At 42.4% G+C, this 19,695-nt stretch carries 18 protein-coding genes and 1 other annotated feature (1 of these 19 only partly in view); of the genes, 14 read left to right on the forward strand and 4 right to left on the reverse strand.

The window, feature by feature from the left end; translation table 11 throughout:
* Positions 1–122: a binding site (T-box leader), on the forward strand (it extends 105 nt beyond the left edge of the window).
* A gap of 82 nt (positions 123–204) precedes the next feature.
* On the forward strand, positions 205–2,628 hold the full coding sequence (gene leuS / locus NIE32_RS07190; RefSeq protein ID WP_253054506.1) for a leucine--tRNA ligase: 2,424 nt from the start codon (positions 205–207) through the stop codon (positions 2,626–2,628).
* 225 nt (positions 2,629–2,853) lie between these two features.
* A complete protein-coding gene (locus NIE32_RS07195; RefSeq protein ID WP_253054330.1) occupies positions 2,854–4,449 on the forward strand; it encodes a putative polysaccharide biosynthesis protein in 1,596 nt (531 codons plus the stop codon).
* Between the two features lie 64 nt (positions 4,450–4,513).
* On the opposite strand, the gene NIE32_RS07200 is transcribed toward NIE32_RS07195, so the two are convergent.
* The 3 genes from NIE32_RS07200 to cysK all read right to left on the reverse strand — a co-directional run bounded on the left by NIE32_RS07200 (position 4,514) and on the right by cysK (position 7,246).
* Positions 4,514–5,032, reverse strand: a complete 519-nt coding sequence (locus NIE32_RS07200) for a hypothetical protein (protein ID WP_253054332.1) — start codon at positions 5,030–5,032, stop codon at positions 4,514–4,516.
* Positions 5,033–5,166: 134 nt separating this feature from the next.
* Positions 5,167–5,385 carry a DeoR family transcriptional regulator gene (locus tag NIE32_RS07205; RefSeq protein WP_253054508.1) on the reverse strand — a complete coding sequence of 73 codons (219 nt, stop codon included), beginning with the start codon at positions 5,383–5,385 and terminating at the stop codon, positions 5,167–5,169.
* A 928-nt stretch (positions 5,386–6,313) separates the two neighbouring features.
* Positions 6,314–7,246: a cysteine synthase A gene (gene cysK, locus NIE32_RS07210; protein WP_253054334.1), complete on the reverse strand. Its 933-nt coding sequence runs from the start codon at positions 7,244–7,246 to the stop codon at positions 6,314–6,316.
* A 214-nt stretch (positions 7,247–7,460) separates the two neighbouring features.
* Here cysK and thpR point away from each other — a divergent pair, with 214 nt between their 5' ends.
* From thpR to trmB, 4 genes are all read left to right on the forward strand, one after another.
* Positions 7,461–8,018 carry an RNA 2',3'-cyclic phosphodiesterase gene (thpR, locus tag NIE32_RS07215; protein WP_253054336.1) on the forward strand — a complete coding sequence of 186 codons (558 nt, stop codon included), beginning with the start codon at positions 7,461–7,463 and terminating at the stop codon, positions 8,016–8,018.
* A gap of 99 nt (positions 8,019–8,117) precedes the next feature.
* The gene (locus NIE32_RS07220) at positions 8,118–8,909 is read left to right on the forward strand and encodes a hypothetical protein (RefSeq protein WP_253054337.1); all 792 of its coding nucleotides are present in this window, start codon (positions 8,118–8,120) and stop codon (positions 8,907–8,909) included.
* A 195-nt stretch (positions 8,910–9,104) separates the two neighbouring features.
* Entirely contained in the window at positions 9,105–9,836 is a 732-nt protein-coding gene (locus NIE32_RS07225) for a phosphotransferase family protein (protein ID WP_381450966.1), read from the forward strand.
* 243 nt (positions 9,837–10,079) lie between these two features.
* Positions 10,080–10,721, forward strand: coding sequence for a tRNA (guanosine(46)-N7)-methyltransferase TrmB (gene trmB / locus NIE32_RS07230; protein ID WP_253054340.1), 642 nt, complete (start codon positions 10,080–10,082; stop codon positions 10,719–10,721).
* A 75-nt stretch (positions 10,722–10,796) separates the two neighbouring features.
* Here the strand turns inward: trmB and NIE32_RS07235 are convergent, their stop codons facing one another.
* Positions 10,797–11,117, reverse strand: a complete 321-nt coding sequence (locus NIE32_RS07235) for a hypothetical protein (RefSeq protein ID WP_253054342.1) — start codon at positions 11,115–11,117, stop codon at positions 10,797–10,799.
* 164 nt (positions 11,118–11,281) lie between these two features.
* Between NIE32_RS07235 and NIE32_RS07240 the strand changes: the two genes are divergently transcribed.
* The 8 genes from NIE32_RS07240 to ccpA all read left to right on the forward strand — a co-directional run bounded on the left by NIE32_RS07240 (position 11,282) and on the right by ccpA (position 19,502).
* Positions 11,282–11,818 carry a DUF84 family protein gene (locus tag NIE32_RS07240; protein WP_253054344.1) on the forward strand — a complete coding sequence of 179 codons (537 nt, stop codon included), beginning with the start codon at positions 11,282–11,284 and terminating at the stop codon, positions 11,816–11,818.
* Positions 11,819–11,930: 112 nt separating this feature from the next.
* Complete coding sequence (locus NIE32_RS07245) at positions 11,931–12,743, forward strand: DUF1444 family protein (RefSeq protein WP_253054346.1); 813 nt, start codon at positions 11,931–11,933, stop codon at positions 12,741–12,743.
* A gap of 40 nt (positions 12,744–12,783) precedes the next feature.
* Positions 12,784–13,413: a YtpR family tRNA-binding protein gene (ytpR, locus tag NIE32_RS07250; RefSeq protein ID WP_253054348.1), complete on the forward strand. Its 630-nt coding sequence runs from the start codon at positions 12,784–12,786 to the stop codon at positions 13,411–13,413.
* 27 nt (positions 13,414–13,440) lie between these two features.
* Positions 13,441–15,756 carry a DNA translocase FtsK gene (locus NIE32_RS14235; protein ID WP_290443502.1) on the forward strand — a complete coding sequence of 772 codons (2,316 nt, stop codon included), beginning with the start codon at positions 13,441–13,443 and terminating at the stop codon, positions 15,754–15,756.
* A 283-nt stretch (positions 15,757–16,039) separates the two neighbouring features.
* Complete coding sequence (gene murC, locus NIE32_RS07260; protein ID WP_253054350.1) at positions 16,040–17,362, forward strand: UDP-N-acetylmuramate--L-alanine ligase; 1,323 nt, start codon at positions 16,040–16,042, stop codon at positions 17,360–17,362.
* Positions 17,363–17,516: 154 nt separating this feature from the next.
* The gene (locus tag NIE32_RS07265; protein WP_253054352.1) at positions 17,517–17,948 is read left to right on the forward strand and encodes a DUF948 domain-containing protein; all 432 of its coding nucleotides are present in this window, start codon (positions 17,517–17,519) and stop codon (positions 17,946–17,948) included.
* 13 nt (positions 17,949–17,961) lie between these two features.
* Complete coding sequence (locus NIE32_RS07270) at positions 17,962–18,249, forward strand: YtxH domain-containing protein (protein WP_253054354.1); 288 nt, start codon at positions 17,962–17,964, stop codon at positions 18,247–18,249.
* Positions 18,250–18,503: 254 nt separating this feature from the next.
* The gene (gene ccpA / locus NIE32_RS07275; RefSeq protein WP_253054356.1) at positions 18,504–19,502 is read left to right on the forward strand and encodes a catabolite control protein A; all 999 of its coding nucleotides are present in this window, start codon (positions 18,504–18,506) and stop codon (positions 19,500–19,502) included.
* Positions 19,503–19,695: the final 193 nt, after the last annotated feature.

Here is a 19,695-nt window from a genome sequence, read left to right on the forward strand (position 1 = left end):
GTTGCCTTTGATTAGGTACCTTGTCGTTTCCCCACGTTACGGATTCAAGTGAGCATAATTTTTATTAAGCTAATTTGGGTGGTACCGCGGGAATTAATAGTCATCAACCTCTCGTCCCTAACTAACAGGTTAAGGATGAGAGGTTTTTTAATTTTTTTGCAAGAACGATTACCGGTTATGAAAAGGGAGGAACACGCCATGGCAATGGCCTTTGACCATCGAAAAATTGAAGCAAGATGGCAAAATTATTGGGATGATCATCAAACATTCAAGACCCATGATGATTCGGATAAACCTAAATATTATGTACTAGATATGTTTCCATATCCGTCAGGAAAAGGACTGCATGTCGGACATCCGGAAGGTTATACTGCAACCGATATTATGGCGCGTATGAAACGGATGCAAGGCTTCGAAGTGCTGCATCCAATCGGGTGGGATGCCTTTGGGCTTCCGGCGGAACAATACGCACTGGATACCGGACACGATCCGGCTGATTTTACAGAACAGAACATTGCTACATTCAAAAAGCAGATTAAATCGCTTGGTTTTTCCTACGATTGGGATCGTGAACTCAACACAACCGATCCGGAGTACTATAAGTGGACGCAATGGATCTTCCTGCAGCTGTACAAAAAAGGGCTCGCTTATAGTGCAGAAGTCCCGGTGAACTGGTGTCCGGCACTCGGAACCGTTCTGGCAAATGAAGAGGTTATTGATGGAAAGAGCGAGCGCGGCGGGCATCCGGTCATTCGCAAGCCAATGCGGCAATGGATGCTGAAAATTACCGCCTATGCCGATCGTCTGCTTGATGATCTTGACGATCTCGACTGGCCGGATAGCATTAAAGAGATGCAGCGTAACTGGATCGGTCGCTCTGTAGGGGCTGAAGTGCAGTTTGCCATTGACGGATTCGAAAATGAAAAAGTAACAGTTTTCACGACACGTCCGGATACGCTGTTCGGTGCAACCTATATGGTGCTCGCACCGGAGCATAAATTAATCGATAAGATTGTCACACCGGAACAGAAGTCGGCTGTTGATCAATACCGCGCTGATGTGGCAGCAAAAAGCGATTTGGAACGAACGGATCTGGCAAAAACGAAAACCGGTGCGTTTACCGGGGCATATGCAATCAACCCGGTTAACGGTAAAAAAGTACCGATTTGGATCGCTGATTATGTTTTGATTACTTATGGATCAGGCGCCATTATGGCGGTTCCTGGACATGATGATCGTGACTATGAATTTGCAACGAAGTTTAATCTGCCGATTGTTGAAGTTGTTGCCGGAGGCGATCTGTCCAAGGAAGCCTATACAGGTGACGGCAAACATGTCAATTCTGGTTTTCTAGATGGACTCGGAAAACAAGAAGCGATCGCAAAAATGATTGATTGGCTCGTCGCTCACAAGGTCGGCAGCCGTAAAGTTACGTATCGGCTCCGCGACTGGCTGTTCAGTCGCCAGCGTTACTGGGGCGAACCGATTCCGATTATCCATATGGAAGATGGGTCGCTTAAAGCTGTTCCAGAAGAAGAACTGCCGCTTCGTCTTCCTAAAACAAAAAATATCAAGCCATCCGGTACGGGAGAATCACCGCTTGCCAACATAACCGACTGGATTGAAGTGACGGTTCCTGAAACGGGCATGAAGGGACGCCGCGAAACAAACACCATGCCGCAATGGGCGGGAAGTAGTTGGTACTTCCTTCGTTATATCGATCCACATAACAAAGAAAAACTGGCAGATCCGGAAAAACTGAAACGCTGGATGTCGGTTGATCTGTATGTTGGCGGGGCAGAGCATGCGGTACTCCACCTGCTGTATGCACGTTTCTGGCACAAAGTACTTTATGATCTAGGCGTCGTACCGACCAAAGAACCGTTCCAAAAACTCGTCAACCAAGGGATGATTCTTGGAACAAATCACGAGAAAATGAGCAAATCGAAGGGGAACGTGATCAATCCGGATGACATCGTTGCTTCTCACGGTGCCGACACGCTTCGCCTTTATGAAATGTTTATGGGACCAATCGATGCTGCGAAGCCTTGGTCGGAGACTGGAATTGACGGCTCACGTCGGTTCCTCGACCGTATCTGGAGACTGTTTGTAACGTCCGAAGGAAAGCTTTCTGAAATTGTAGCTCCGAATGCAACAGTCAGCGAGGAATTTGAAAAAGCTTATCACCAGACTGTTAAAAAGGTTAGTGAAGACTTTGAAATCATGCATTTCAACACGGGCATTGCACAACTCATGACGTTTATTAATGAAGTTTACAAACAAGACAAGATCCCTGCATCGATGGCGGAAGGTTTCATTAAACTTCTTTCTCCTGTCGCTCCGCATATTAGTGAAGAAATCTGGTCGCTACTTGGCCATGATCAGTCCATTGAAAAATCAATGTGGCCGGTTTACGATGCCAATAAGCTCGTTGAAGAACAAATTGAGATTATTGTTCAAATTAATGGCAAGATTCGTGCGCGGCTCAATGTAGATAAAGGAACATCAAGAGACGAACTTGAGAAGATGGCGCTTGGCGACGAGCAAATTAAGGCACAGCTTGCTGAAAAGTCGATCAAAAAGGTGATCGCAGTTCCCGATAAACTCGTCAATATTGTGGCTAAATAAAGGCCATCCCACTAAAAAGTCGCTTTTCATGCGAAAGCATAGAAGCGACTTTTATTTTGTACTTAGAAATCATTTGTTGCATTGATAAATTTTACGTTTTTACGATGAAATGTGACAATTCATGGAAGAGCTTACCATATCGATGCTGCATGATTAAATGAATATGGTAAAATACTAAGAGTTGTGGGCATTATTGCCCAATTGAGAGTTTAGGAGCGTTGACAGATGTCCGCATCAAAAATGATCCGGGGCACGATGATTCTTACCATTGCTGCTTTTTCTTCAAGATTGTTAGGTATTTTATTTGTTATCCCCTATAATGCATTAACGGGTACGGAGGGATCCTTCCTTTACCAATATGCTTATACGCCATATGCGATCATGCTTAGTATCTCAACGATGGGCTTACCGCTGGCAGTTTCTAAATTCGTATCAAAGTATAACGCGCTTGGAGATTATGAATCGGGAAAGCGTCTATTTAAATCTGGAATAGTCTTAATGTCTATAACCGGTTTGATCGGTTTCATGATCTTGTTTCTTGGAGCGCCAAATATAGTCGCTACTTATGGTGTTCCCTCTGCTGAGGTGCCCAATGTCATTCTCGTTACCCGAGTGGTTAGCATCGCAATATTGGTTGTTCCGGTTATGAGTCTGTTACGCGGTTATTTTCAAGGGTTTCAATCGATGGGACCAACAGCAGTTTCTCAAGTTGTTGAGCAAATTATTCGCGTTGGTTTTATTCTCGTTAGTGCATTTCTAGTCATGAAGGTATTTAATGGATCAGCAGTTACGGCTGCTTCCCTCGCTACTTTTGCGGCATTTGTCGGAGCGGTAGCCGGTCTTTACGTTATGCTCCAATATTGGGTCGCTAGACGTCCGTATCTCAATAAATTGGAACAAACCTTGACTAGACGCTCTAAAATTTCATATCTCTCTATGTATAAAGAGCTTGTAACATATGCTGTTCCTTTTGTCGCTGTAGGCATTGCGATGCAGCTCTATCAGCTCATTGACCAAGTAATGGCTTATCATTACCTTGAATACAGTGCAGACGTTACGAAAAAGGTGATTACTGATTTAACCATGAATGATCAGAAAATGGTGATGATCCCGGTAACTCTGGCAACGTCTCTTGCCGTAAGTGCCGTACCTGCAATCATTCAATCGTATTCTGTCGGACGTCTAAAGGATGTCAACAATAAGATTACCCAAGCTTTTGAATTGGTATTATTTCTTACGATTCCAGCATCGATTGGCTTGTCTCTATTAGGGTATATGGTGCATGGGTTACTCTTTGAAATCGACCCCGTCGATTTAGCGATCGGCGGACGCATTTTGATGTGGTATGCCCCAACAGCGATTTTCTTTGCACTGTTCCAAGTGACCGCTTCTATTCTTCAAGGCATTAATCATCAAAGAGTGACCCTGTTCAGTCTTGGTGCTGGAGTACTGGTTAAAATATTACTTAACCCCGTATCCATGAAACTCTTCGGTATGGTTGGCCCAGTGATCGCAACAGATATAGGTTATACATTATGCATTCTGATTAATTTAATTGCAATCAAAAGGGCAACGGACTATCACTACTCAAATATTGCTAATCAGCTTATCCATATTATTGGGTATACGGTCATGATGGGCCTTGTGATTCAACTCATCTTCTTAATCTTCGGTGGACATTCACCAAGCAGTAAAGGAGAGGCGATTGTTGTTATTCTCTTAAGTGTACTTCTTGGAGCTGCCGTTTATTTGCTTCTTGCGAAATGGACGGGCTTATTAAGACGCGTGGTTGGGAATTTCAGAGGGAAACAAGCGGAATGACTGTAGCTTGAACTGCATAATAAAAAAAGTCGAAACGATTGTTTCGACTTTTTTTATGTGCTGCTTATCTTGGAGGAAATCCCGGAATACCGATAGGCGGCATAGGAAACCCAAGTCTTTGTTCAAGGGCACGCACACGACGATCTAAGCTTTGAAGTTCACGCTGAACTTGTTGTTGCTGCCGTTCAACTTGGCGTAATTGCCGCTCAAATTGCTGCTGTTGTTGTTCAACCTGTCGTAACTGCCGCTGAATTTGTTGTTGTTGTCGTTCAAGTTGGGTTAATCGCCTTTCAATTTGTTGCGGATTAAAAGGCGGTTGAGGTGGACGAGGCGGTTGCTGCATTTGCCGGTTTTCTAGTGATGTACCGTCCCATTCAAAGCTGTTCTCCTTATAAGGTTCGGTGAATCCTTGCGTTTGTGGAAATGGAAATGCGATCTCTGATGGTGATTGAAATGGAAGAGCCGTTGGATCATTCTGAATGGAATACGTAGGTTGCGGATTAATTATTCCTCTTGGTGCTGAAGACGGTTGAAATGCGCTTGCGTCTGTTGGGATCGATTCGGAATTCGGGCTTGAAAACATGTTTCTTTCCTCCCTGTACATAATTGGATAACAATCGTTTATAGTCTATGTTCCAAAATGAATTTTGCCTATAAACGCTTTAATTGATGTAGGGGAGGGAAAAGGTCAAATAAAAAGAGCTGTTATTAAACAGCTCACGATACTTTCACTTTTTTCTTCGTTACGGTCCATTGTCCCCTTCTAGGACTTCTGACCAAATCATTATAAGTGAGAATATTCAAGTCTCTTTGCATTGTTCTCTGTGTCATGTCAAATTCTTCAACCAGCTCTTTCGTCGTGACAGTACCTTGTCTGCGAATAAACAAATAAACGGACCTAACGCGATTTAGCATACGATCAGTTGAAGGACCCAAATAACCACTCCCTAGATTATTTATCAATAAAAGGTATGCCTTCTATTGAGCAAAATATTCAAAAAAGAGTAAAAACAGAGGAGTTTTCACAAGGAAATACTTCCAAATGCTATGGGTTAGGAAGATGATGGATCATCTCTATGGTCGCCAACACAGAACCGTGAGACGCCAAAAACCCCTATCAGAGTCATGATGTCATTGAATTATCGAATTAAACAATTTAAATATAACTCTTTAATCGAAAAAGTCAAACATTTTATGGAAATTTTATTTCATTTTATTCATTTAGGTTCGTTTATTTAAAATGTTCGTTGTTTAAGAAATTTTTTCAATCCTTATTTTGTATCAATTATGCTCCGATTGCTCGCTTGCCGCGGGCGCACCGCAAGCCTCCTCGAGCAGGCAAATATCTGCGGGGTCTCGCTGGTACGCGATCATCTGGAACAGTCCCGCAGGCGTCTCGCATCTTCGCTCATTTTTAAAGAAAAAACCTTAACCTTTAATAATTGGGCAAAAAACATCCAGTCCTTATTTTGTATCAATTATGCTCCGATTGCTCGCTTGCCGCGGGCGCACCGCAAGCCTCCTCGAGCAGGCAAATATCTGCGGGGTCTCGCTGGTACGCGATCATCTGGAACAGTCCCGCATGCGTCTCACATCTTCGCTCATTTTTAAAGAAAAAACCTTAACCTTTAATAATTGGGCAAAAAACATCCAGTCCTTATTTTGTATTAATTTTGCTCCGATTGCTCGCTTGCCGCGGGCGTACCGCAAGCCTCCTCGAGCAGGCAAAAGTCTGCGGGGTCTCGCTGGTCCCTGATTCAGGAACGGACTCGCTGAAACACGCGAATTTATACTGTGATCACTCATGTACCCATTTAAAAAAGGTGTCTCACAGTCAATTGACTATTGAGACACCTTTTGAAAATCAGTGTGGAAATATATCTCCGGATAAATAACGTTCTCCGGTATCGTTAATTATGCATACCACCAATTGTTCCGGCTTAAAGCGTTTTGCAACTTGCAATGCGACATAGACAGAGGCTCCGGAAGAAGGACCGCACAGAATGCCTTCCTCACTTGCAAGACGTCGCGTTATTTCATAAGCATCCTCATCCGTGACGTCAATAATTTCATCAACGATCGAAAGATCCATCGTCTTCGGTATAAAGCCGGGGCTCGTGCCTACAATCTTATGCCGACCTGGTTTCCCGCCAGAATATACCGGTGATCCGGCAGGCTCACAAATATGTACGGTCATATTCGGAAAAGCTTCCTTTAAAGCAGTACCGGCACCTGTTACTGTGCCTCCGGTACCCGCTGCACCTACGAATGCTACAAGTGGTCGGCCAAGCGTGTGAACGTCTTCAATGATTTCAGGCGCTGTTGTTTTACGATGAGCCTCAGGGTTAGCCTGATTTTCAAATTGCATCGGCATATAGCTATTAGGAAGTTGCTGTGCAAGTTCCCTTGCTTTCTTAATAGCTCCGGGCATTTTATCTTTTCCAGGAGTAAGTACGACTTCTGCTCCAAATGCCTTCAGCAAATTAATTCGCTCTTGCGTCATTGTATCCGGCATAACAATGATCGCCTTATATCCACGGGCAACTGCGGTCATTGCAAGACCGATGCCCATATTCCCGGAAGTGGGTTCAATAACAGTAGCTCCCGGTTTCAGAATACCTTCCCGCTCTGCCTCAAGGATCATGTATAAGGCGGCCCGGTCTTTAACGCTTTTGGTGGGATTAAAATTTTCCAGTTTCACATAAATTGTGGCGCCATTTGGATCGGGAAGACGATTCAAGCGTACCATAGGCGTATTTCCAACAAGATCATTAATTGATTGGACGACTTTATCCATACATACCTCTCTTTTCCTTCTCCGTTCATTTCCATATGGGAAGATGAACCGAACAATCCTCTTATTATTTCCATTATACAGGAGAAATAGATCATGGGTCGACCGTCGATGGATTATTTCCTAGTAAAAAGGGGCATTTTCTATAATTAAATACTTTAATATCTTGTAATAACCTTCTAAGACCAGTATGATCATTGCGAAAGGAATGACAAATATGTCCGATCATTTTTTTTTAGCTGTTCCGTTACCTGAACCGATCGCGCTTACGCTCAAACAAACTTCGGAGCAGGTTGCTCCTTATGTGCGCTTTAAACGTTGGACGGATTCTCGTGATTTTCATCTTACCCTGTTTTTCTTCGGGGCACTTGACGACGCCCAACGATTGACTATTCTCAATGAAATCAAGAGAATTACAGAGCAGTTCTCTCCCTTTTCATTAACACTTTCTCGTGTGGAGGGATTTGGCGATCCGAATCGGCCACGGGTTCTCTATGCGTCCGTTAAGCACTCCAAAACGCTCATGACGATTCGAGAGCGGCTCGGGGAACCATTGGGGGATCATGGAATTCCGATTGACCACCGGACGTTTCATCCACATATCACATTGGCGAAACGGTGGGATGAAGGGATGATGCACAGTCAGCTACAATTAGAAAACCTGATGGCTTTGAGTGGCACATGGAAGGTCACTCATGTGTCGCTCTTTAAGGTATGTCCAGGACAACTGCCTCAATATCAATCCGTTGCAGAGTTTCCCTTTCTGGAAAAATAACTACTTTTCAATTGAATGTTTTATACTGGTAATTGACAATTAATTTGTCTTTGAGCACATCCATAAGTGAAGGCTTAGAACAGTGAAGGTGAACAGAAAATGGCCCAACTCATTAAGGTTAACCAATGTGTATCACGTTATCAGTTGGATTTGCGTGCTTATGCAAATCGATTCACTTGGTTAAAGAAGAGACGTATGGAAGAGTGGAAAGAAAAGTGGGGAAACACATCAACGATTAAAGACCAATCAGATCGAGACGATAAAGATAATAAATCCATAAAAGCTCAGTTTGAAAACTGGTTCTTTGAAAAGCAAGTGGGATGGGCGACACGCACAGCATTTGAAGTATCACAGTCTCCAAAGCATTTGCAAGAGGAACACTGGGTACGGAGAATTCTGACCAGAATTAATGACGTCTCGTTTTTTATGTATCAACCTGTGCTACTCACAAAATCAGGTTCTATTCAGCTTGATTCTTTGATCATCGGCAACGATCTTATTTGTTGCGTACATCCGCTTATTGGAGAACCTGGTCATGTGTTCCAAAGTGTTTCACAAAGAACGTGGTGTGAAATTACAAATGGCGGCGCTACAAAACAATTAATCAATCCTTTAATTTCGTTGAGAAGATCTAAAGCTGTAGTTTCTGCTTTTCTGAGAAATCATGGATTGAATGAGATGGTGATTAAAACAGCGGTCTATGCACCAGATGGTTACATTGAACAGGTGATGAGCAGTTACGAGACGGATTTTGTTGATCGCCGGAATGAGAGAAAATGGTTTGAGTGGCTTGATCAACATGCACTATTATTGAAGAGAGAACAATTGGATGCAGCTGAGATGATTCTTCAACACAGTGAAACCATAGCGGAATCTAGGGTTGATGACTGAGAATCAATCATAATCTCTTAATTTTTTTGATTGTTGATTGAGCAGGAAAGTGGTATATTTTTAGGCATAGTCTGTTTTTTGGAGACGGAGAACAAGACTGGCTTAGAAAGGCAATGGTGGACTGCTTTGATCAGTTTTTTTGATGGCGAAGATTGGGATATTTCTCCGGCAGGAGGACTAACAGGAGAAGCCTATATGGCAAGTTCCGGGGGAAATAAGCTCTTTATCAAGCGAAATTCTTCCCCTTTTCTTGCTGTCCTTTCTGCAGAGGGAATCGTTCCTAAATTGCTTTGGACAAGGCGCATGGATAATGGGGATGTGCTTACTGCCCAAAAGTGGATGAACGGAAGAGTGTTGACGCCTAAGGAAATGTCTTCAGAGCAAGTTGCTGGTCTGCTGAAAAAAATTCACTCTTCTGAACCGCTTCTCTCAATGTTGAGAAGACTTGGGAAAAAACCGGTAACCACACAACACATGTTAAATACCCTTGTTGATCAGGCAAAGGGGCGACAGGAGACGCGTGCACTCTGTCAAGCGATCAATTTTTTGAAAGATACGGCAGAAATGGCAGAATATCCAATAAAACGGGTTTGCCATTCGGATATTAATCATAATAACTGGATGCTCAGTCATGATGAGCAACATCTGTATCTTGTTGATTGGGATCAGGCGGTTATTGCAGATCCTGCTATGGATCTTGCCATGCTCTTGTACTGGTATGTTGAAGAAGATCAGTGGGAGAAATGGCTTGCACTCTACGGGATTGAGTTGAATCACATGCTTCATCTTCGGCTCCTTTGGCATATGGTAGCGATGACTTTGCGCTTCATGTTTTGGCATCAGGAACATGCTGAAATGAAGAAAATGATCTTGTTCGAAAAAGATTTACTATGGTTGAATGAGTATGCTGCAAAGTTTGTACATTAATCGTACAGACAATTAAGGCGTCAGCATGCGCTGAACAGCCGGATAAAGGGCGACATGAACGGGCATCTTTCAGTTGTTTCTGAGGGATGCACTTTTTTGCGATCAGCAGCACTTTAACGATGCCGATGCACTGTGGAAGTTGTTCTTGTAATGGTAAAATAAATAATAAACGCAGACAGATAGCATAGAGAAATGTACTGTTCTGTTTATTGATAAATTTTTAAGCTTAAAGGAGCGTTATACATGAGAGTACGCCATAAACCTTGGGCAAGGGGAAAACTTGACCGCCATTCGAATATTGTGATTCAGTCGCCTAGAGATTACAACGGTGAATGGCATGAGGAATTTCATAGAGAGGCGCCGCTTCATGTAGAGATTGGATCTGGAAAAGGACGTTTTATCACAGGGATGGCTAAGAAGTACCCGAATAACAATTTCGTAGGTATTGAACTACATGAGAGTGTTATTGTTGGTGCACTAGAGAAATGCTTGGATGATGATCTTAATAATGTCCGATTAATAAATGAAGACGCAAGAGGATTAACGGAGTTTTTTGCTGAAGACGAAGTGGATGCACTTTATCTCAATTTCTGTGATCCTTGGCCGAAAAATCGTCATGAGAAACGTAGACTCACCTATTCTGCATTCCTTGCTCAATATGAGTATGTGTTAAAAAAAGGTGGCATCCTACATTTTAAAACGGATAATCAAGGGTTGTTTGAATACTCACTTGAGAGCTTTTCCAAATATGGATTTACGCTACAAAACATCAGCCTTGATCTGCATCATGCAAAGGTTAATGATAATGTCGTCACGGAGTATGAAGAAAAATTCTCGGAAAAAGGCCAGCGCATCTATCGTTGCGAGGCAATATCCAATGAATGAAACAAGGCCCCAAGCGAATAGCAGGGGCCGGTTCTTTTATGTTCTTCTTCACTGGATGTACGTCTGATCTTCTCTTTATTGCGCTTTAAGTTCCAATAATGATCCTGTATGCGCATCAGCGACAAAATCAAAATGGTGAATGATTCCGTCTTCATCAGAAGTTAGACCGCCTTTGTACACAAAATGGGTGAAATCGTCTTTAGACCATGACTGAGGGGAAAGGTATATCCATGCCCCATTTATTGGCCATTGTTCGCTTACTGCTTTTTTAACACGTGCTAATACGTTTTCTGAACTTAAGGAACCTTTCTTATTAATGAATTGGCATGTGGCAATCCCGGCAAGATAACCGGTAATTGTGCCGACAACTATTGCTGCACCGAGTCGATTGCTCATGATCATTCCTCCGTTCTACAGTATGTTAGGCAATGGAGATTGGGCCGAAATCAGTCGCAGTCATACCTTAAAAAATAGCTAAGGTCTTTCTTTTATTTATAGACTTATTTCCGTTCATTGACAAACAAAATCGTTAATCAGATGCAGAAAGAAGGAAATCACTAATGATTATTGGTGTGGGTACGAAAAATCCGGCAAAAATAGAAGCAGTGAGGCAGCTCATTCAAGAAAGTCACCGTGATGCAAGCATTCGTAGTTTTGATGTACCTTCTGGTGTGTCTGCCATGCCGATGACTGATCTTGAAACGCGACAAGGTTCAATAAATCGAGCAAAAGCAGTACTCGCTTATGATCAAGAAGTTTCCTTCGGTGTTGGCATGGAAGGTGGCGTGGAGGATATCGAAGGAGAGCTGTATCTTTGTAATTGGGCAGCTGCTGCAGACCGTTCCGGACATGTGATCAGTGCCGGCGGTGCAAGAATTCTACTCCCTGAACTATTAGCCAAAGGTGTTCGAGCCGGTCAGGAGCTCGGAGACATTGCTGATCTCTATGCGCATCAGAAAAATGTACGCACTCATGGCGGAACAATTGGCATTTTAACTGAAGGAAGAGTGACTCGAACAGAGATGTTCTTCCATATTCTGAAACTTATTGAAGGTATGTATGCGCATCAGAAAAGCTTGCAAGATCTGGAAAGCTAAGTGTTTCTGTTAAATTACAAGCTAGTCTATGCTAAACTAATACCATATCTGTTTTAAGAAATTTCTTGTGCCTGAACGGTGTTCTAGTTGGAAAGAAAAGGAGCTGATGACAATGGACTTAGCGGAAATGATAAAAATCCTTGATCGCCAATTGACTACCGAAGGACGAACGATCCATGTGGACAAAGCAAAAGAACACATGCGTATTGAGCAGAGGACAAGCGGACAAGGTGTAAGTCTTTCGCTCTCAGAACTTCTGAGGCGTTATCATGAAGATGGCGAAGAAGCACTGAATCAGACAATCCTTGCTATTGATCGTGGACTACATGCCATGGCAAGTGCGCCGCATTTGAAGGGAAAGGAAAGCAAAATTTTCCCGGTAATTCGCTCGGCATCTTTTCCTGACCATACATCGGATGGTCGACGGTTGATTACAAGCGCGCATACTGCTGAAACGAAAATTTTTTATGCACTAGACCTCGGCGATGCCTGCCGGCTCATCGATGACCAATTTCTGGATCAGGAAGGTTTGGATGAGCAGTCATTGATCGAATTAGCATCGTTTAACCTAAGTGCCTTGCCAATAAAAATAAAAAAAGATGTAGTGAAGAACAATACTTTCTATTTTATACACACGAATGATGGTTTTGATGCCAGCCGAATACTGAATCGGAAGCTGGTCTCAGATATGCAGGCAAAAGCGCATGGAGATTTAACCGTTGCGATTCCACATCAGGATGTATTGATTTTCGGTGATGTTGTGAATCCGGAAGGTTATGATATTCTAGCGCAGATGACGATGAAGTTCTATACATCAGGAACTATTAGAATAACCATGCTTCCCTTTATCATTGAAAAAGGGAAACTCGAGCCTATATTCATTATGGCCAATAAACGGCCAATGCCGGGTAAATCAAAACGGTAACATGTAACATGGTATTGCCAATTCTGGAAGGAGTAAAGTGATGATTCTTTATTATAATCGTGAGGGAATAGGAGACACATTAATCGTGTACGTGAAGGAGGGAGAAAATCAAGCACTTCAAAGTAATGGTGACGTCACAAGAATCTATGATCGTGAGACAAAGGAAACACTTGGTATCAATTTCTTTCATGTATCCAGCTTTCTTGATGGCCTTACTTCCGGACAAGTGAAACCGGATCTTCAACTCATTGATCGACTCAATCAAAAGTTGACTGAATCTGGCATAGAGACAATGCTTCCAAATGATCTACAACCATTAATAGTTACCGGTCACGTACTAGCCATGGAGAAACACCCTGACTCAGACCATATGCATGTTTGTCGCGTCGAATGCGGGCAGGAAACATTGCAAATTGTTTGTGGTGCACCTAATATTGATCAAGGTCAGAAAGTCGTTGTAGCAAAACTAGGCGCCTTAATGCCCAGTGGCTTAATCATTCGTCCGACAGTCTTAAGAGGCGTGGCGTCAGACGGAATGATCTGCTCTGCACGTGAACTTGCTCTGCCAAATGCACCGCAAAAGCGCGGGATACTTGTTCTTGCTCCTGATACGAAGACAGGATTAGATTTTTATTTAGATGTGGCATCAAAAGTTCAGAAATCGTATTAAGAGTCACAAAAGGTGAGGTGAATCGCAATGACCGATAGCTGGTGGCGTCGCTTTTTCAGCTTAGATGATGAAGATGCTGACAATGATCAAGAAGCGAATCGTATAACTCAGCAACCTCAATCACGTGTAGGTCGTTTTACAGATACACAACGAAAAGTTGACGTGAAAATGCTTGCCCGATATCCTGGCGAAGAGCTTCATGAATTGACGAAGCCAAAAGTCCCATTAAAGCGTGAAACAGAAGAGGGTATTCAGGATAGAGGACCTCGCCAAAGAAAAAAGGCACCATTCCGCCCAACCAAGGTCCCTTCTCCAGTATTTGGCTATCGTCAACCACCTGCAAATTTTTATCAGGGGAATCCAGAATCCGACTATTATCTAGATGCGGAAAAGGAAGCACAGGAAAAACAGCAAATCTTAGAACGGAAAAAAGAGGAACAATTACATAATCCAGTGCAAAGGAATTCCGATGCTCACGTAGTTGATAAAGAAATTATTGATCAGCCATCGCTAAGCAGAAAAGCGGAAGTATTTCATGACCAAAACAAGAAAATAATGTATAGAAATGCGGAGCAAACCAACCGAGCACCGCAGCACATCGATGAGCGAAGTGAACAACGAGATCACTCGAATATGACTGATGCTCAAGAGCAACCGACGTCAACCGTAAATCCAACACTTAATGAGATGCCGAATACTGATGGCCCGCAAGCAGAGGTACAACAACCACCGGTTCGGCAACACCATCAAATGATGAAAATCAACAGTCGTCTTCCCCGATCACCACATCGTCAGGATACTCAATCAAGAGTACCTTTTAATGTATTGATGTTTAAATCGGATAGAAATGTATCAAAGTCGGCACCAATACATGAGGCGCCAGTTCACACAGTATCAGCGACAGCGGAGCGTCCGCAATTACAGCTCTCGCTTGACCTACTAAAGGATTCGCCGCAGTCCGAGAAAGACAGTGATACATGGATTCAAGAGAAGAAGGCGATCTTAATTGAGACGCTTGAAAATTTTCATGTAGATGCTGATGTGATTGGTTTTGTGCAGGGCCCCAGTGTAACACGATTTGATCTACATCTCCATCCAGGTGTGAAAATCAATAAAGTGCTCAGTTTGAACGAGGATATTAAGCTCAGTCTAGCAGCAAAGCAAATCCGAATCGCTCCTGTACCTGGAACAAGTGCTGTCGGCATTGAAATTCCAAATAAGGTTCGCAAGCCGGTATTGCTTAAGGAATTACTGACCTCATCGGACTATCAGAATAGTAAAGCACCATTGACTGCGGCACTCGGCCAGGATGTCTCGGGCAACCAAGTGGTTACGGATTTGGCAAAAATGCCACATGGCCTAATTGCAGGTGCAACCGGATCAGGAAAAAGTGTATGTATTCACTCGTTAATCTTAAGCTTAATTTACCGGACGACTCCGGAAGATCTTCGTTTCCTGCTGATCGACCCTAAAGTCGTTGAGCTGGCTCCGTACCAAGAAATACCACATTTAGCTGCACCTGTGATTACAGAACCTAAAGAAGCAGCTGCCGCACTCAAATGGGCGGTTGATGAAATGGAACGAAGATATCGGCTCTTTGCACAAAACGCAGTGCGTGATATGAAAGGCTACAATAATAAAGTACGTGAAGGTGAGACTCAGAGCGAGAAGATCCCCAATATTGTCATCATCATTGATGAACTTGCTGATCTTATGATGGTCTCTCCTCAGGATGTTGAAGAGTCTATATGCCGAATTGCTCAGAAAGCTCGGGCCGCAGGCATCCATTTACTTGTTGCCACGCAGCGCCCATCAGTAGATGTGATTACCGGCTTAATAAAATCAAACATACCGACACGGATTGCTTTCAGTGTGTCTTCACAAACGGATTCCCGAACAATACTGGATTGTGGTGGTGCCGAAAGATTGCTTGGACGAGGCGATTTGTTGTTTGCGGAGAATGGATCACGTAGTCTTCGCCGACTGCAGGCATGCTATGTGTCGGATGAGGAAATTAATCTTGTGACTCATGCATTTCATGACTGGCCGAAACCGGATTACCTATTTTCACCGGAAATGGTTCGTACCGATTATGAACGCTCTGATCAAGTCGATGAACTACTTGATGAAGTCATGTCTTTCGTCGTTGAACAAGGTCAGGCATCGGTATCGAGTATACAACGCCATTTCAGAGTCGGTTACAATCGTGCGGCGCGTCTTGTTGATGAACTTGAGCAGCGTAATGTCATTTCTTCCAATAATGGAAGCAAGCCTCGACAGGTATTGATGTCCAAAGATAAATTAGAAAAACAGCTGACCGAACAGGAACGTAGTGAATTCTAATTTCAAAGAGAAAAAAGGATAATTTTGTTTTTACAACCTAGATATTTAAGGTTAAAATAAGTGTCGGGCATTATAGGCATTGAATCAAAGTATGGATGAGAAGTGTCATTTATTGCTCGCGTCTTTATGGATGATTAAGATCATTTTCGAGTAGATGGATCATTGTAGGTTAGGTTATCGGCAACGATCGGATCGGCAGTACACGGAATAGTCCTTTTTCACGTATACTATTAGTCAATTACAGCGATCTGATCATGTACGAAGCATTTATGGAGGTCATTGTATGACGAAATACCATTTTGTTGGCATAAAAGGAACAGGAATGAGCGCTTTGGCTCAAATCCTTCAAGATTTGCACCATGACGTGCAGGGATCTGATTATGACAAACGCTTTTTTACTCAGAAGGCACTAGAAGACAAAAAAATTAAAATTTTACCCTTTACAGAGAAGAATATTACATCTGACGAAGTGGTCATCGCAGGGAATGCTTTTCCGGATCAGCACGAAGAAATTGCAAAGGCTAAAGAAATGGGTATTCCTGTCTATAGGTACTATGACTTTCTTGGTGACTTGGCAAAGAAATATACCAGTGTTGCCGTAACAGGTACACATGGAAAGACATCGACAACAGGGTTGCTATCTTTTGTCTTTAAAGATTTTGCGCCAACCTCTTATTTGATTGGTGACGGAACAGGGTCCGGAAATGATAACAGTAAATACTTCATTTGGGAATCTTGCGAATACAAACGTCATTTCTTGCATGCAGATCCTGATTATTGTCTCATTACGAACATTGAGTTTGATCACTCAGATTATTATAAAGATCTTGAGGATGTATTCAGTGCGTTTCAGGAACTTGCGCTTAAAGTGAAAAAAGCGGTGTTCGCATGTGGAGATAATGAACAGTTACAAATGATCAAATCGAATGTACCAATCATCTATTACGGTTTTAATGAAGAAAATGACTTTCAAGCAAGAAATGTAAAGTTCCTTAATGATGATTCAGGAACGGAATTTGACGTCTACGTGCGTAATGACTTCTATGGACATTTTAAGATCACCGGTTACGGCAATCATAATGTATTGAATGCGCTTGGTGTGATCTCATTCTGTAACTATATGAATGTTCCGATTGAACTTGTGCAAGAGCGGTTAGCACTCTTTCACGGTGTGAAACGGCGATTCTCTGAAACAAGGCTTGAACAGAATGATCAAGTGATGATTGATGACTACGCCCATCATCCAACGGAGATCCGTGTGACCATTGAAGCTGCTCGTGAAAAATATCCAGATCGCAAAATTGTTGCGATCTTCCAACCGCACACCTACTCGAGAACGATGACGTTCATGGATGAGTTTGCGGAGGCACTTGGAACAGCTGACTCTGTATACTTATGTGATATCTTCGGATCTGCTCGTGAGAAAAGCGGTAAGCTCTCCATTCATGATCTTCAAGATCGAATAAATGGCTCACATATTCTGCATAATAGCACTATTGACGATTTAAAAGCATTTAAACACAGTGTTCTGCTCTTCATGGGAGCAGGTGACATTCAGAAGTATCAAAATGCTTACAAAGAAGCACTGAATTCATCACCAATGTAATTTTCTAATGTATTTTCATACGCCTTTGTTTTACTCTTTGTAAATGTTAAGATAATAGAGTAGACAAAGGTTTTTTATTTGATTCTGGAAATAGGTATAGTTTTACGCTGAATCATCAAACTAATACGGAATCGATTGAAAGGGAGGAAGTACGGTGATCATTATCCTGTATTTGGCTGTTGCGGTTATTGCCATTGCTTTTGCTGTTCTTGTCTATTATCTGTCCCAGACCTTGAGTTCTGCGCAGAAGACTATGGATGACGTTGCTTCAACTTTAGAAGATGTTCAGGAACAGATGAAAGGTTTGAGTGAGGAAACAACAGAACTGCTGCATCGGACAAACACGCTTGCTGAAGATATACAGAGAAAGTCAAAGAGTTTGAACAGTATTTTTGATGCGGTTGAAGGATTCGGTCAGTCGCTGAATACTGTTAATGATTCAGTGAAAAAAGTCACATCAAGCATTGAATCTAAAGGTGTAGAACAATCGGGCAAGATTGCTCAAACCCTCCAATGGGGCAAAGCAATAATCGATCTTGTGCATCGCTGGCAGAATGTTAGTAAAGACAATAAAGTAGAGAAATAAGGGGGCGTTTTTCATGAGCCGACGTGAAGCGAATTCCGAAGGAAAAGGAATTGCTTTCTTTACAGGTCTAATGATAGGCAGCGCGCTTGGTGCGGTTGCAATTTTTCTACTTGCGGCTCCTTCTGGAAAAAGAGTAATAAAAGATATTCAGAAACAGAGCATCTCTTTGAAAGGGAAAGGTTCAGAATTCATTCAGACAGCAAAGCAGAAGTCGATCGAATTGACACACCAAATTTCCCCTGCCAAGAGTGAAAAACAAGATCACTATGAACAAATGATCCCGATCCCCAAGGATTATTGATTGCGCCAATACATTTATTTTTTATTCATCCCATAGATGAATACACAGTGGATTGCGCTTTCGGTAATCCTTGTTTGTGTAGACAAAGTGAAATAAATATAGCGAATCCAGTCAAAATTTGTTAGTATTTGAATGTGGGCATCAAGACTAATTGATGTATCTTTGAGTTACCATAAAATGAAAACGGTATAGAGCATGAACAGGGTTTCAGGCTGACTATAGACAATTTGGTGGATTTTGAGGAGGAATGAGCTTTGAGTGCAACAATTTACGATGTAGCTCGAGAAGCTGGCGTTTCAATGGCGACTGTTTCTCGAGTAGTGAACGGCAATCCAAATGTAAAGCCGACAACACGAAAAAAAGTATCTGAAGCAATTAAAAGGTTGGGGTATCGTCCCAATGCAGTTGCTCGAGGCTTGGCAAGTAAAAAGACAACAACTGTAGGTGTCATTATTCCGGATATTTCAAGTGTATATTTTTCGGAACTCGCACGCGGTATTGAAGATATTGCAACCATGTATAAGTACAACATCATCTTATGTAACTCTGATCAAAATAAGGACAAGGAAATTCGATTGATTCAAACGCTCCTTGGTAAGCAAGTGGATGGTATTGTATTTATGGGTGGTAAGATTGATCACGAACATATTGAGGAATTCAAGCAGTCAAATGTTCCGATTGTTCTAGCTTCAACTGTAGACGAGCAGCATGAAATTCCTTCAGTAACGATTGATTATGAACAAGCTGTTTTTGAAGTTATTTCAGAACTCATCGAAAAGGGTAATCGTCGGATCGCTTTCATTAATGGTCCTGTGGAAGTACCGATTAATGGAAAATACAAGCTGAATGGTTATAAAAGGGCACTTGAGGCTCATCAGTTACCATTTGATGAATCTTTGGTGACCGAAGGAGACTATACCTATGAATCCGGTAAAGAAGCCACTGCTCAGTTTTTAAACCAAGAGATCAAGCCGACTGCAATCTTCGTGGATTCGGATGAAATGGCGATTGGAACCATTCATGAAATCCAAGATGAAGGATTACGTGTTCCTGGAGATATTGAAGTCGTCAGCAGTGAAAATACAAGGCTTGTTCAAATGGTTCGCCCAACGCTTTCAAGTATCGCAGAACCTACATACGATATCGGTGCGGTTGCGATGCGGTTGCTCACTAAATTGATGAATAATGAAAAGGTAGACAGCATGACTGTTGTTCTTCCGCATCGTATCGATAACAGAAAATCAACAAAATAACAAAAAATTTAATGAAAAAACAGTAAAGCCCCTACTTGAGAGAAACGACTGAACAATGGTTCTCTTTGGTAGGGGCTTTCATTATACACGAACAACCTAATGGTATTTATGTAAAAATAGAGACGCTCGGTGCAAGCGAGCAACCGGAGCGTCACCAAAATCAGGCAGGGCTTAAGGACTTTACTTCGCCCAG

Origin of the sequence: Sporolactobacillus kofuensis (assembly GCF_024125425.1) — a bacterium.
Classification (GTDB): domain Bacteria; phylum Bacillota; class Bacilli; order Bacillales; family Sporolactobacillaceae; genus Sporolactobacillus; species Sporolactobacillus kofuensis.